The sequence below is a fragment of the Brucella sp. NBRC 14130 genome (assembly GCF_040371715.1).
Classification (GTDB): Bacteria; Pseudomonadota; Alphaproteobacteria; order Rhizobiales; family Rhizobiaceae; genus Brucella; species Brucella intermedia.
This window is the reverse complement of the sequence record NZ_BAABTE010000005.1, coordinates 277,915-290,432: the sequence shown is the minus strand read 5'-3', so window position 1 is coordinate 290,432 and position 12,518 is coordinate 277,915. Positions and strand designations below refer to the sequence as shown.

Genomic DNA, 12,518 nt, shown 5'->3' with positions numbered 1-12,518 from the left:
GATTCGTAATGTGGTCATGTAGGCGGCGGCGAGGGGCTGTGTGTCAGGTTTCGCGTCTTTCAGGCTGCTTTCCAGTATCAGTTGCGTATGTGCGTGTGCCATTGGGGCGCTTGCATGCCACCGTGCATGCCGGTTCCTCGACCGATCAATTCGTGCCTGTTTTCCTGCGCTTGTTCTTGCGCGGTGACCGGCGCGGGCGGGCAGTTATCTGCACGCCGGGAATTAGGAAACATCTGGGGGCAGATGGTTCCCAGAACAGGAAACGGACATGAGCCTTCTTGAGCTTGAATTCGCACGTGAGGCGCATCCGGTGGATGTGATCGAACAGGTCGCGCATTCAAACGACTGGACGTTCGAGCGGACTGGCGACGACGAAATCGCAATCTCGGTTGCGGGCAACTGGACTGACTATCACATCTCGTTTTCCTGGATGGAGGATTTCGAGGCACTGCATCTGGCCTGCGCATTCGACATCAAGGTGGCCGAGCCGCGCGTCAACGAAGTGATGCGCCTGCTTTCGCTCATCAACGAAAAACTGCTGATGGGCCATTTCGACCTCTGGCAGCAGGAAGGCGCGATCATGTATCGCCAGTCGCTGTTGCTGGCGGGCGGCGCGGAACCGACGAGCCGTCAGGTGGAAGTGCTGCTGTCGGCGGCGCTGGAAGCCTGCGAGGCCTATTTCCAAGCTTTCCAGTTCGTGGTCTGGTCGGGCGTCACGGCCCGCGAGGCGCTGGAAAGTGTGGTGTTCGAGACAGTCGGTCGCGCCTGACTATAAATCAGTTTAATTTTGGCCCGGCGCTCGCGCCGGGTTTTCTGCGAGGCCGGGAGCGCGGGCCGGGGAGTGAAAGAATGAGCGAAGCAACCACCATCAGCTGGGCAGATTTCGAAAAGGTCGATATCCGCAGCGGAACCATCGTGGAAGCCGTGCCATTTCCCGAAGCGCGCAAGCCCGCCTTCAAGCTGAAGATCGATTTCGGCGAAAAGATCGGCGTCAGGAAGTCGTCGGCCCAGATCACGAAGCACTACACGCCCGAGCAACTCATCGGCAAGCAGGTCATGGCTGTGGTGAATTTCCCGCCGCGGCAGATCGGCCCCTTCATGTCGGAAGTGCTGACGCTCGGCATGCCGGACGAGGACGGCGAAGTGGTTCTCGCGGCAATCGACAAGCCGGTGCCGAACGGCGGCAAGCTTTATTGAGAGCACGATGATTTCGCGTTGAGCAACCGCGTCGATCCCTCATCCTGAGGAGGCTTCTGAGCAAGCTCAGGAACCTTTTCAGAATGGAGGCAGAGAGGTAGTTATTGCGTTACGCTATCGATTGAGAAGATGCACTGATTCTGGAACGTGTCCTGCGGTTTCCAGATTTTATCTGCAAGAACAATATTATGAATATTGAGCTGTTTCATCGCTTTCAGCGAATAGGTCCAGCCCTTGCAGTCTTTATATTCGTGATCGAGGCGATCCAGGCCGTATAGGGGCATCATGGGCTCCACGCCCAATGACGAATAGAAACTGAATTCACGGGCTCGTTCTTCGGTTAATGCGCGGTACAGCTTGGCCTTATCAGCGGCTGGCGCTTTTTCAAGCACGTCCGACACTATTTGAAATGCACTGCCATGCCATCCGAGCTGGCTGTCCTTGTCCAGATATTTGATCTTTCCTGCCGGAAAGACATAATTGGCGCAAGAAGAGAAGCAGTGTCGCTTGATATGAACATCCATACCCTTTTTATGGATAAACTCCCCGAGATCCATGCCCGTGTCTACCGGTCCACCTCTGCTGTCGATAACCAGCGTCGTGATCGAAGGATCGTAGAGCTTTTTTAGTTTTTCAAATGAAGCTTGGTTTAGCCAGCCGGTGTAATGAATTTCCTTCCCTTGTTTAATGACAGTGGCAGTCGATGAGGTGCCGGAATTGTCGGTCGTCATGGCAGCTGTCGAGAACGATGATGAAGTATAAATTACAAAAAACAAAATTATTTCTTTTTTCAACGGTGAATCCTTGCAGATTAATATTAAATGAAGTCGAATTTTATGAATTACATCAAATATAACGTCTATTCTTGTATAAGAATTACATTAAACTTAGGCCGGAATATGGATGATGGCGCGTAGGCCGCCCAGAGGCGAATCTTCCAGCGAAATGTCGCCGCCGTGGCTGCGCGCGATGTCGCGTGCAATGGCAAGCCCCAGCCCGCCCGTGCCGCCTGAATCCTGCGTTCGCGCTTCATCCAGCCGGACGAATGGCTTGAAGACATCTTCCCGCCGGTCTTCCGGAATGCCCGGTCCGTCATCGTCCACGACGACTTTCAGCCAGCCTTCGACATGCGAAATTGACAGCTCGACATTTTGCGCGTGACGGAAGGCGTTCGATACGAGATTGCTCACCAGACGCGAGAAGGCGTTCGGGCGCACATGAACCTCGCTGTCGCCCTCGACATGATATTTGAAGCCGCGTTCGCGCAGCCGCGCCTCGTTCTCCAGCTTCTCGCAGAGTTTGGTGACATCATAGCTTGCCGTTTCTTCCGAACCTTCGCCGCGCGCAAAGGCAAGATAGCCTTCGAGCATCGTCTGCATGTCGGCGATATCCTGATTGAGCGGCTCGGTGTCGATGGAATGGCCAGCCAGCGCCAGTTGCAGCTTGAAGCGGGTGAGGATGGTGCGCAGGTCGTGGCTGACGCCCGACAGCATGGCCGTGCGCTGCTCGATCTGGCGCTCGATGCGCGAGCGCATCTGGATGAAGGCAATGCCGGCGCGCCGTACTTCCTCGGCCCCGCGCGGATGGAAGCCCTCCGGCATGGGGCGCCCCTTGCCGAAACTTTCCGCCGCCTCGGCAAGCTGCTGGATCGGCTTGATCTGGTTGCGCAGGAAAGCGATGGCGATGATGAGCAGAACGAGCGCGGTGCCGACCATCCAGGTCAGGAAGATGCCCGTATTGGACGCATAGGCCTGGCTGCGCCTTGCAAAGACGCGCAACACCTTGTCCTCGAGCTTGATGCGGATTTCGATGAGATCGGAATCGCCCACCGTATCCACCCAGAAGGGCCGGTTGATCTGGCGGGTGATTTCCTCGCTCAGGAAGTAATCGAGAATGGCGAAGAACGGCTTCGGTCCGGGCGGCGGCAGCGGATCGGGCGGCAGGATCGAAATGTTCAGCGCCAACCGCTGCTGCGAGATGCGGATCAGATTATCGTAGCCCGGTTCCTGCCGATAGGTTTCCAGAATATCGATGATGCCTGCAATATCACGGACGACGGCGGTGGACAGACGTTCCGTCACCATCTGCCAGTGACGCTCCATGAACACATAGGCGATCACGGATTGCAGCAGCACCATCGGTGCGATGATGATGATGAGCGACCGCGCATAAAGCCCCTTGGGCATGGTGCGGGCCAACCAGCGGGAGAATTTTCTCAAGGGCGATTTCATCGTGTCAGGCCCACACTGGCTGCGGCACAAGGGGGGTATTCGGGTCGGTATTCGGGGCGGTGATCGCGCTTCGCGACGGCCTTCGCGGCGTCTGGCGCAGCCGAAAAGTTCTTTTCAGGCTGCGCTTCGCGTTTTGTGAGAATACCATTTCCGATCGCACTATCCCGGCTCTGCCGAATGCTACTCGATGCTCAGCTTGTAGCCGATGCCGCGCACGGTCTGGAGCCAGACCGGATTGGCCGGGTCCTGCTCGATCTTGCGGCGAAGGCGATTGATCTGGACGTCGATCGTGCGCTCGCCGACATCGCCGTCCTGACCGGTCAGCTCGTGACGGGGGATCGTTTCACCGGCGCGCTCCGCGAAGATCGCCATGATGTCCTGTTCGCGATCCGTCAGCTTGATCGTTTCGGAACCCTTCTTCAATTCGCGGCGCGGGATGAAGAAAGTGTAGGGGCCGAACACGATCTGTTCGATCTTCGGCTGCGCCGGAGGCGCGCCGCGCCGTAGGATATTGTTGATGCGAAGCGTCAGCTCGCGGGGATCGAAGGGCTTGGGCAGATAGTCATCGGCGCCAGCGGCCAGCCCGTCGATGCGGCTGTCGGTTTCCGACAATGCCGTCAGCATGAGAATGGGAACATTCTTCTGCTCGCGCAGCGAGCGCGTCAGCGAAACGCCGGTTTCGCCCGGCATCATGACGTCGAGGATGAGCAGATCGAAGTCGATGCCTTCCAGCTTGCGGCGCGCTTCAGCGGCGCTGCCAGCCATGGTGACACGGAAACCGCTATTCGTCAGATATTGCGAAAGAAGGCTGCGGATGCGCGTATCGTCATCAACGACGAGGAGATGCGGCGCGTCATCCGAAAGCGTTTTTTCTTCTTCTGCTGCCATGGCGTGTTTCGATCCCGTTCCGATAATTTGACTTCAGCATCCCGGCATCATGCCCGATGCTTTGGCACGCATATTACCGACAGGAATGCGGCACGTCCATTCACTGCCTGCATGCGCCTGTTTTTATGCAATCATTCAGTGTCTGGTCCAAAGCCGCCATGCCCTGCTGCAAATAGCGGCTTTCTGCGCTGCCGAGGCGCATATACTTCAAGTATTGCTCAAGCTGAGCTTGTCGAAACCCGTCATTTTCGCGACGGCCTGACGCTTCTTATTCAGACACTTTCTGCAACGATGCGTAACACTTCGCCTCAGACCTGCCGGGACGACGGATCATCGGCAGAAAACTCGTCGATCTGCGCACGCCGTTCGGGATTGACCATATTATAGAGAAAGCGTTCGATCACCGCGCGGTCCTGCGGGGCGCAATCCTCCAGCGCGCGCGCAATGCGCCGCGACTGCGGAAGGGCCAGCGCCAGCGTCAGCTCGCGGCCGCTCCTTGTCGGATAGAGCTTGCGGTGGCGGCGGTCATGCAGGCCGGTGGCCTGAACGACATGGCCGGTATCGATGAGCTGCTTGAGCACCCGCGACAGGCTTTGCTTCGTTATGCGCAAAACCTCCAGCAGTTCCGCAACCGTCATGCCGGGCTTGCGGTTGATGAAATAGAGGACGCGGTGATGCGCCCGTCCGAATCCGATCTTTTCCAGAATGAGATCAGGGTCGGCGGTGAAATCGCGATAGGAAAAAAACAGAAGTTCGATCACGTTGAGATCGGCCGCCTCCTCAGCCGTCAACGGATTGCTTATATAATTCAGATCGTTCGTCGAATTCACATCTGTGCTCCGTTCTGCCGCGTTAAATATGTCAGCATTATTGACATAATTCAATCGCCCAGATAATTTTCGATAAGCGTGAGCTGGCTTTTTTGGAATAATGTTTGCGCTGACGCGTGCATGAAGGAGGAATAATTGCGCTGGCCTCTTTGCCGCCGTTCGTCTGAACGCGGACGGTGAGAAGAGTACCCGCAATATTCCATCCCGGTGGAGGATTTATTTTCTTTCCATGCATGCTCCGGCTGGATTTCGCGCAATATGTTTGCGTGACCTCAAAGCATTTTGAACAAAAAGGCCAGCAGTTACGCAGAAAAAGGTGGCCGTCTCACCATTTATATCGATTTAACTGGGGAAGACGGGTCGCGGAGAAGTTTGTCCGGTCTGAAATCGGCCTGTAACCGTGTCGAGACAGCGCCGCGAGGAAAGTCAAGGAGCAAGAAAATGGCTGCGATTCCATTCGATCAACGGGACGGATTCATCTGGCTGGACGGAAAATTCGTCGACTGGAAAGATGCGAAAGTCCATGTGCTGACCCATGGCCTGCATTATGCGAGCGCCGTGTTTGAGGGCGAGCGCGCCTATGGCGGCGAGATATTCAAGCTGAACGAGCATACCGAACGCCTGCATGAATCCGCGCGCATTCTCGGTTTCGAGATTCCTTTCAGCGTCGCGGAAATCAATGATGCCTGCCGCGAGCTTCTCGAGAAGCAGGGTTTCGAGGACGCCTATGTGCGCCCGATCGCCTGGCGCGGCTCGGATTCGCTGGGCGTGTCGGCGCAGAACAACCGCATTCATCTGGCCATCGCCATCTGGCAGTGGCCGAGCTATTTCTCGCCGGAAGAAAAGATGAAGGGCATTCGGCTCGACATCGCCGAATATTGCCGTCCGGACCCGCGCACCGCGCCGTCGCGCTCCAAGGCCGCCGGTCTTTACATGATCTGCACGATCTCCAAACATGCCGCCGAAGCCAAGGGCTATGCCGATGCCTTGATGCTCGACTGGCGCGGACAGGTCGCGGAAGCGACCGGCGCGAACGTCTTCTTCGTCAAGGACGGAGCGCTGCACACGCCGAAGCCCGACTGCTTCCTCGACGGCATCACGCGCCGCACGATCATCGATCTTGCCAAGCGTCGCGGCATCGAAGTCATCGAACGGGCAATCATGCCGGAAGAACTTGCCGGTTTCTCCGAATGCTTCCTGTGCGGAACGGCTGCGGAAGTGACGCCGGTTTCGGAAATCGGACAATACCGGTTCAAGCCTTCCGAAATTACAAATGTTCTAATGAATGACTATTCAGCGGAAGTTCAGCCGAAGCGCGCAGCGGCGGAGTAACTGGGTTTTAAACAGAAAAAGAGCGGCCTTCGGGCCGCTTTTTTGTTTTTCCGTCGGTTATTGTTTGACATTGGCAAGTTTCGGCACATGATTTTTTTGCCGGAGTCGCGCTATTCCGGTTTAAAACTCAGATGGGGTGACGATTATGGAAGCTCTACTACCTCTCATTCTTCAGCTGGTCGCTGGCGCGGTTGGCGGCAACATCGCAGGCGCAGTCAAGAATATCAGTCTGGGAACCACGGGTAACACGGTGGCGGGCGGCATCGGTGGTGTCATCCTCGGTCAGCTGCTTCCGATGCTATCCGGCGGCGGTCTCGATTCCGTTCTCAACGGCGTTGTCGGTCAGCTGGCTGGCGGCGGTGTCGGCGGTATCGTACTCACGGCCATTGTCGGCCTGATCAAGAACGCGATGGCCGCCAAGGCCTGATGCACCGCAGAACGTAAGGTTGTGGGGACAACCGGCAAGACGAACTGTCGGGGCGCGTCCCGAAAACCGTGAAGCGGCTTTCGGGGAAGCGTCCCGGTCAAATCCTGGAGAGGGAAAACGGGCGGCGACCAGCCGCCCGTATCTGTTTGGAGCGGTTCCGGTCGAGACGTTCTGTTTGAAGCACAATCTTATCGATCCCCGGGGCGAATTATGTTCTATAGCTTCACCGGACAGGCGGGGCTCTAAGTATTTGTTTTGTCGCATTATCCTACGCATCGAAGGGGGTTAAGAAATCAGTCCAGTGAACTGATTTCCCCGCGTAGACGCTTCGCACTTTTGCTGGAAATGTTCTAGTGTGGGACAGAAAGCGTTTTCCAGACCGTCATTTATGCGGGACGCGCCATAAAGTGGAGTAAGACCAATGGGGCAATTGCAGGCCATCATCGTTCCCGTCACGCCGTTCCAGCAGAACTGCACCATACTGTTCGACAGCGAGACCAAGAAGGGTGTGGTGATCGATCCGGGTGGCGACCTAGACCGCATCCTGGATGCGATTGGATCCCAGGGGGTCGAGGTCGAGGCCATCTGGATCACGCATGGCCATATCGATCACGCCGGGGCTGCGCTCGATCTCAAGGAAGCGCTGGATGTGGACATTATCGGCCCGCACAAGGATGACAAATTCCTGCTCGACAATCTGGCGACGACCGGCCTGAAATACGGCCTTACCGAAGGCGTGCGCAACGTGACGCCGGACCGCTGGCTGAACGAGGGCGACAAGGTTTCCGTTGCCGGACACGAGTTCGAGGTCTTCCACACGCCGGGCCACGCACCGGGGCATGTCGTGTTCTTCAACCCGGAGGCGCGATTCGCCATTGTGGGCGACGTGCTTTTCAACGGCTCGGTCGGGCGCACCGATTTGCCGGGCGGCGATCATGGGGCGCTGATTCGCTCCATCAAGGAAAAGCTGCTGCCGCTTGGCGACGATATCGGCTTCATCTGCGGGCATGGTCCGGGCGGGCGGTTCGGCGAGGAGCGGCGCTCCAATCCGTTCCTGAACGACATCGGCTACGCATAACAGAAAAACCGCAAACAAGAACGGCTACCCTGAGATCAGGGTAGCCGTTCTTCTTATTTTTAGTGGCATTATCTGCGCATCGAAGCGGGACAGGAGACCAGTCCGGTGGACTGGCCAGCTTCAATTCGCGGAGCAGAAGTGATCGCGCCCGTCGTAACCGCGATAGGTGCCGGTGTTCGGATTGAACGACCGGTAACGGTCGGAGCAATACTGATACCAGCCGCGGCTCCATGGCTCATAGCCCGCGCGGTAATAGGTTACCTGGCGCGCCGGGGCTGCCGGATAATAGGCAGGCGGCGGCGGAGGCGGCGCATAGACCGGGGCCGGCTGCACATAGGTCGGCTGCGGCTGGCTCAGCGCGCTGCCGATGAGGGCGCCGGCTGCAAGGCCGATCACGCCTGCGGCAACCGCGTCGCCATGGCCGCGATGCCGGTCGCGGTAGTAGGGACGATCCCAGCCACCACGATTCCAACCATGGTGACCCCAGGAATCTGCCGATGCCGTTGCAAGCGGCGCGGCAACTGCCGCGAGGGATGCCGCTGCCAGAATGGCTGTTTTCGCAAATCGGTTCATTGTTCGCTCCTTCAGAAGCTCGACTGCAATGTCTGCGATACGTTGGCCGAAGGGGCACGTATCGTTTGTGAATAAGTGATTAACTCTTTCGACATGAATGGAGGCTGAACAATGGTGAAGGGCTGCGGAAAACGCCCGTTTTCCGGTAAATTACGCGCAGTATCTGTAATATTTCGCGCTTGAACGAATACCTCTAAGAAACCAGACGGGGCGCCGCGCAGGCAATAAAAAACCCCGGCAGAAGCCGGGGCAAGTGGTAGGTTCTTTAATGAACGATCAACCGGTAACGGTGATGTTCACGGCCTTCGGGCCCTTGCCGCGACGATCCGGTTCCGTCTCGTAGGAAACCTTCTGATTGTCTGCGAGGCCTGTGAGGCCAGAAGCCTGTACCGCGGAGATGTGTACGAAGATATCTGCGCCACCGTCGTCCGGCTTGATGAAACCGAAACCTTTTTCGGTATTGAAGAATTTGACCTGTCCGGTCTGTGCCATGGGATCCGTTCCTTTTCCTTGGCGCCACCGCTCCTGTGGAGACGGTGGTATTACTATTTCTGCCAAGCGCACCACACACCCGGCAGAGGGTTATGCAGGCAGTTCTCGACATTGGGAAGGAACCGATCATTGCCGAAGGGGAGCCTTCGACCCGGAACTTATAGCGGCCCCGGCACGCCGTTCTTCCAGTCTTCCATTTGTTCGCTAAATGCCCGAACAGATGGAGACTGATCTATGAAGCGGTATTTGGCAAGCAAATTCTTTGGGGTCGACATGATTGGTTATCTTCGAACCGGTATCGTTTGATTTTTTTACGATTGTTTCAAGAAAATCCTCGGTTGAATCCCAAAACAGAACAGGGTTTCCCTAATATATCGCTGATTTAGCAGGTACTGACCGTGTTTTTCTCATCGGTTGCGTAAAACTATGCATGCGCCGCCGGCGGCGCGAAGTTTTGTGCAAATGCCATCGGCTTCCCCGCGGCTGTCGGCGCCGATGCGCACTGCATAGATGCCGCGACGTCCCATTGGCGTGCGTATGCGGCTGACGACCGGCTCGTGGCCTGAAAGCACGGCGCTGAACTGCCTGCGCAGGCGGGTCCATTGATTGACGGCGGCGCTGCGGCGGAAATTGCCCGCAACCTGTATGCCCCAGGGTTTTGGCTTGACGCGCGACATCGGAATGGTGGCGCTGCGGACGATCGGCAGGCGCTTGCAGGCGTCGTGAAAGGCGAGCTTGGGATCGAGCGGCCGGTTCATGATCTCCTTGCCGGCGGCGAAGTCGTCGGCAGGGGCGCCGGTAATGTCCAGCACGTAATTTTCGGTCTCGAGCGGCAGAAAGCCGCCGGACCGCATCCAGCTGGAAACGCGCCCCGCGCCTGCATTATAGGCGGCGGCTGCAAGGCCCCAATTGCCGAACGCGCCTTTCAGGTCGCGCAGGAAGCTCGCCGAGGCGGGAATGGCCTGCTCGATATCGAATGGATCGGCGAGCCCCCGCTCCCTGGCGGTATAGGGCATGAATTGCGCAATGCCTTCGGCGCCGACCGGGCTCACCGCTTTGTGGTCGAACCGGCTTTCCTTCCAGATCAGCCGCGCGAAGAAGTCACGCGGGATTCCGTGGGCGTCTGCATTGGCGCCGATGAGCTGGCAGATGCGGCCCACGGTCGGCGTCTTCTTCTCCGGGGGCAGGGGCGGCGCATAGACCGGCGGGGTCGGCTCACTGGCTGCATGGGAGGAAATGACGCCGAGAGGCAGGCTGAAAAGCTGCGAAACGAGGATAACCGCTATGCTGTGCCTGTAACGATTCATGCTGCCTGTTCCGCCCCTCAACTTCGGCCAAGGTAACCTATATGGGCGGGTTGTCGATATGGTCCGCAAGGTTTTGCACTTTCGCGAAAGGACTTGCCCTTATTGAAGGCTGCGCCATCTTAGGGGGCGGGACAAAGGGAGAGGAAAATGCAATTTCATCGTTTCAGAAAACTGTCCGTGCTCGCGGGCCTGCTGCTTCTTGCCGGTTGCGTTGCGGAAGGCGGGGTGGATCATCGTCCGCCGCTGCGCCCCGGACCGTCACAGCCGCCGCGAATCTGCCCGATGAACTATGCGCCGGTCTGCGCGCAGCGCGGATCGTCGCGTCAAACCTTCAGCAATTCGTGCCAGGCGCGTGCAGAGGGCTATCGCGTCATTTCGAACGGTCGCTGCTCATCGAGGCCGGGGCCGGGCTGGGGCGGCGCAGGCGGAATGCATCCGCCGCACCAGGGCAACAGGCCGGGCAGGCCGGGAGCAGGCGCATGCACGCGGGAGTTCATGCCGGTTTGCGCGCAACGCGGCAATGACAGGCGAACCTTCCCGAACCGTTGCGAAGCCGACCGCGCAGGCTATCGCATCATGAGCAGCGGGCAGTGTAGGTAACGACTGGCTCAATGGAAGGGGCGGCAGGTGCCGCCCTTTTTACGCCGCTTCCTGAACAGAGGACGCTGATTCCTTCACCGGCTTGCCAAACCGGTCGATATTGGCGTCGCCCCATTTCTTCAATGCGAGCAGGATCGGCTCGATGCTGCGGCCGAGCGGAGAAAGGCTGTATTCCACCTTCGGCGGCACCTGCGCATAGACCTTGCGCTCGATAAGCCCGTCTTCTTCCAGTTCGCGCAGCTGGTTGGTCAACATGCGCTGGGTGACGCTCGGTATCTGTCGCCTCAACTCGTTGAACCGAAGCGTGCCGCCCATGAGATGAAAGAGCACGACGCTCTTCCATTTTCCGTCGATCAGGCTGATGGCGGCTTCCACCGCACAGCCGGGACTGCAGTCGAAGCGGGAATGCCGGGCTTTGGCCATTCCGGTATCCTTTTTATACCAAGTGTAAATATCGACACTATAGGCGATATTTGTGCGTATTTCTAAATTGGGAACGTAGTCTAATATTTGGTCCATAGCAAATGGAGCAAAGACGATGAAAGCTGTTGCCTATCAGAACGCCGGTGAACTGGATCGCACCGATTCGCTTGTCGACGTGACATTGGACAAGCCGGTTGCCGCCGGGCGCGATCTGCTGGTTCAGGTGGAGGCGATTTCCGTGAACCCGGTCGATTACAAGATCCGTAGCGGCGTTTCACCGGACGCCGGCCAATGGAAGGTGCTTGGCTGGGATGCTGTCGGCACCGTCGTCGAAACCGGCGATCAGGTTCGGGATTTCAAGCCCGGCGACAGGGTATGGTATGCAGGCTCCCTGACCCGTCCGGGGGCCAATAGCGAATTCCATCTGGTCGATGAACGCATCGCCGGGCGCAAACCGGCATCGCTGTCCAACGGCGAAGCCGCCGCCCTGCCGCTGACCTCCATTACCGCATGGGAAATGCTGTTCGACAGGCTGGACGTGCGCAGGCCGGTCGCCGGTGCGGCGAATGCAATCCTCATCATCGGCGGCGCGGGCGGCGTGGGCTCGATCGCGATCCAGCTGGCGCGCGCACTGACTGACCTGACGGTGATAGCGACCGCATCGCGGCCCGAAACGCAAGACTGGGTCAGGCAGCTTGGCGCGCATCACGTCATCGACCACCGCAAGCCGCTGGCCGAACAGGTTGAAGCTCTGGGGATTGGCGCACCGGCCTTCGTCTTTTCGACGACGCAGACGCTGGATCATCTTTCCGAAATCGTCAGGCTCATAGCTCCGCAGGGCCGTTTCGGGCTGATCGACGATCCGGACAAGCTCGACATCATGCCCTTCAAGCGCAAGTCCGTGTCGGTGCACTGGGAACTGATGTTCACGCGCCCGATCTATCAGACCGCAGATATGGCGGAGCAGGGCAGACTGCTGAACGAAGTCGCGAAACTGGTCGATGAAGGCAAGATCAGGACAACGCTGACGGAAGTCCTTTCCCCGATCAGTGCCGCCAATCTCAAGGCGGCGCATGGGGTGCTGGAAAGCGGCAAGGCAAAGGGCAAGATCGTGCTGGAAGGCTGGTGAGCCTTCCGGCA

General features: G+C 58.1%; 15 protein-coding genes. 7 read left to right on the top strand and 8 right to left on the bottom strand.

From position 1 onward, the window contains the following. Nucleotides 1–268 precede the first annotated feature (268 nt). Together ABWW28_RS12490 and ABWW28_RS12485 are read left to right on the top strand one after the other, a co-directional pair. Nucleotides 269–769 (top strand): type III secretion system chaperone family protein, encoded by a 501-nt coding sequence (locus tag ABWW28_RS12490; RefSeq protein ID WP_006467319.1) that lies wholly within the window; start codon nucleotides 269–271, stop codon nucleotides 767–769. Between the two features lie 80 nt (nucleotides 770–849). Further along, on the top strand, nucleotides 850–1,197 hold the full coding sequence (locus tag ABWW28_RS12485; protein ID WP_021586958.1) for a tRNA-binding protein: 348 nt from the start codon (nucleotides 850–852) through the stop codon (nucleotides 1,195–1,197). Between the two features lie 101 nt (nucleotides 1,198–1,298). On the opposite strand, the gene ABWW28_RS12480 is transcribed toward ABWW28_RS12485, so the two are convergent. From ABWW28_RS12480 to ABWW28_RS12465, 4 genes are all read right to left on the bottom strand, one after another. Continuing rightward, a complete protein-coding gene (locus ABWW28_RS12480) occupies nucleotides 1,299–1,991 on the bottom strand; it encodes a hypothetical protein (RefSeq protein ID WP_128005737.1) in 693 nt (230 codons plus the stop codon). 93 nt (nucleotides 1,992–2,084) lie between these two features. Next, on the bottom strand, nucleotides 2,085–3,428 hold the full coding sequence (locus tag ABWW28_RS12475) for an ATP-binding protein (protein ID WP_353391090.1): 1,344 nt from the start codon (nucleotides 3,426–3,428) through the stop codon (nucleotides 2,085–2,087). Nucleotides 3,429–3,608: 180 nt separating this feature from the next. Continuing rightward, complete coding sequence (locus ABWW28_RS12470) at nucleotides 3,609–4,316, bottom strand: response regulator (protein WP_006467315.1); 708 nt, start codon at nucleotides 4,314–4,316, stop codon at nucleotides 3,609–3,611. A 308-nt stretch (nucleotides 4,317–4,624) separates the two neighbouring features. Next, nucleotides 4,625–5,146 carry a MarR family winged helix-turn-helix transcriptional regulator gene (locus ABWW28_RS12465; RefSeq protein ID WP_006471913.1) on the bottom strand — a complete coding sequence of 174 codons (522 nt, stop codon included), beginning with the start codon at nucleotides 5,144–5,146 and terminating at the stop codon, nucleotides 4,625–4,627. Between the two features lie 441 nt (nucleotides 5,147–5,587). Between ABWW28_RS12465 and ABWW28_RS12460 the strand changes: the two genes are divergently transcribed. The 3 genes from ABWW28_RS12460 (at nucleotide 5,588) to ABWW28_RS12450 (ending at nucleotide 7,983) form a co-directional block, all read left to right on the top strand. Next, entirely contained in the window at nucleotides 5,588–6,478 is an 891-nt protein-coding gene (locus tag ABWW28_RS12460) for a branched-chain amino acid aminotransferase (protein ID WP_021586952.1), read from the top strand. 145 nt (nucleotides 6,479–6,623) lie between these two features. Then, nucleotides 6,624–6,905 carry a hypothetical protein gene (locus tag ABWW28_RS12455; RefSeq protein ID WP_006471911.1) on the top strand — a complete coding sequence of 94 codons (282 nt, stop codon included), beginning with the start codon at nucleotides 6,624–6,626 and terminating at the stop codon, nucleotides 6,903–6,905. A gap of 421 nt (nucleotides 6,906–7,326) precedes the next feature. Next, complete coding sequence (locus tag ABWW28_RS12450) at nucleotides 7,327–7,983, top strand: MBL fold metallo-hydrolase (protein WP_025090524.1); 657 nt, start codon at nucleotides 7,327–7,329, stop codon at nucleotides 7,981–7,983. A gap of 120 nt (nucleotides 7,984–8,103) precedes the next feature. On the opposite strand, the gene ABWW28_RS12445 is transcribed toward ABWW28_RS12450, so the two are convergent. The 3 genes from ABWW28_RS12445 to ABWW28_RS12435 form a co-directional block, all read right to left on the bottom strand. Then, nucleotides 8,104–8,556 carry a BA14K family protein gene (locus ABWW28_RS12445; RefSeq protein ID WP_353391087.1) on the bottom strand — a complete coding sequence of 151 codons (453 nt, stop codon included), beginning with the start codon at nucleotides 8,554–8,556 and terminating at the stop codon, nucleotides 8,104–8,106. Nucleotides 8,557–8,832: 276 nt separating this feature from the next. After that, entirely contained in the window at nucleotides 8,833–9,048 is a 216-nt protein-coding gene (locus tag ABWW28_RS12440) for a cold-shock protein (RefSeq protein ID WP_006471910.1), read from the bottom strand. A gap of 407 nt (nucleotides 9,049–9,455) precedes the next feature. Further along, on the bottom strand, nucleotides 9,456–10,355 hold the full coding sequence (locus ABWW28_RS12435) for an SPOR domain-containing protein (protein ID WP_021586950.1): 900 nt from the start codon (nucleotides 10,353–10,355) through the stop codon (nucleotides 9,456–9,458). A 147-nt stretch (nucleotides 10,356–10,502) separates the two neighbouring features. Here ABWW28_RS12435 and ABWW28_RS12430 point away from each other — a divergent pair, with 147 nt between their 5' ends. Then, the gene (locus ABWW28_RS12430) at nucleotides 10,503–10,955 is read left to right on the top strand and encodes a Kazal-type serine protease inhibitor family protein (RefSeq protein WP_006467306.1); all 453 of its coding nucleotides are present in this window, start codon (nucleotides 10,503–10,505) and stop codon (nucleotides 10,953–10,955) included. A gap of 39 nt (nucleotides 10,956–10,994) precedes the next feature. On the opposite strand, the gene ABWW28_RS12425 is transcribed toward ABWW28_RS12430, so the two are convergent. Further along, nucleotides 10,995–11,378, bottom strand: coding sequence for a winged helix-turn-helix transcriptional regulator (locus tag ABWW28_RS12425; RefSeq protein ID WP_006471908.1), 384 nt, complete (start codon nucleotides 11,376–11,378; stop codon nucleotides 10,995–10,997). A gap of 115 nt (nucleotides 11,379–11,493) precedes the next feature. Between ABWW28_RS12425 and ABWW28_RS12420 the strand changes: the two genes are divergently transcribed. Further along, nucleotides 11,494–12,507, top strand: coding sequence for a zinc-binding alcohol dehydrogenase family protein (locus ABWW28_RS12420; RefSeq protein WP_112670361.1), 1,014 nt, complete (start codon nucleotides 11,494–11,496; stop codon nucleotides 12,505–12,507). The last annotated feature ends 11 nt before the right edge of the window (nucleotides 12,508–12,518 follow it).